The 1,033-nt window shown below is 77.1% G+C and carries 1 pseudogene; it reads right to left on the bottom strand.

The window, feature by feature from the left end:
• Positions 1 to 989: pseudogene (locus tag ACWJ6R_RS36950) on the bottom strand (S8 family peptidase); the annotation flags it as partial.
• Positions 990 to 1,033: the final 44 nt, after the last annotated feature.

The following is a 1,033-nucleotide window of genomic DNA, read 5'->3' as shown; positions in this document are numbered from 1 at the left end:
GCCGTACGCGTGCGCCCCGCCGCTCCGCCGCGGCAGCAGCGCTCCGGCCAGGAGCAGCAGACCCAGGCCGGCCGCGCCCCCGCCCATGACGAGGCGCTCCGGGTCGAGCCCGGGACGGGTGGTCCCGGCTGATCCGTCCGGTGCGGCCAGGTGCCGTCGGCCGTCGTGCCCACGCGGCACGACGGGCTCCGTACGCGGGGACGCGGCGGCGCGCACGGCCCTGGCCGCGTCGATCCGCCCGTAGCCGACCTCGGCGTTCCAGCCGCCCGCCGGGTGCCTGGCGGTGCCCGTCAGGATGTCGCGGACCTGGCCGGGGGTCAGCCCGGGGTTGCGGGACAGCATGAGCGCGACCACCCCCGCGGCCAGCGCGCCGGCCGGGGAGGTGCCGTGCACGACCTCGTAGCCGCCGGTGTTGCGGGCGCTGATGATCCCGACGCCGGGGGCCGCGACGGTGTTGACCGCCTTGACCGTGGAGAACTCCGCGCGCAGGCCGTCCCGGCCGACGGCCGCGACCGAGATCACGCCCGGGTACCGGCCGGGAACGAGGTCTCGTTGAAGGCGTCCTCGCCACCGCTGTTGCCCGCCGAGGCGATCACCGTCACGCCCCGGTTGACCGCGTACGCGACCGCCGAGGCCTCGCCGCCGAGGTAGTCGACGGCCGCCGACTCGGCGGTGCCCAGAGACATCGAGATCACCTCGGCCCCGTGGTCCGCCGCGTAGCGGATGCCCCGGGCGAGCGGGGTCAGGCCGTCGGCGCCGACCCTGATCAGGTCCTTCTTGGCCGGGTCGCCCTCGTCGGCGGTGACCCGGACGGAGAGGATCCGGGCACCCGGGGCGGCGAGGAGGACGTTGTGGGCCATGGCGGTCCCGTGCAGGCCCCAGTGCTCACCGCCCCTGGCCGTCTTGCTCCCGACGAGATCCGGGCCCTCGGCGACCCGCCCGCGCAAGGCCAGGTGCCCTACGGCGGCCCCGGTGTCCAGGACCGCCACCGTCACCCCGTCGCCCCGGGCGAGCCGGTGCGCCTCGGGCAGCT

It is taken from the genome of Planomonospora algeriensis (assembly GCF_977012225.1).
The sequence above is the reverse complement of the archived record's forward strand: the minus strand, read 5'-3'. Positions and strand labels throughout refer to the sequence as shown.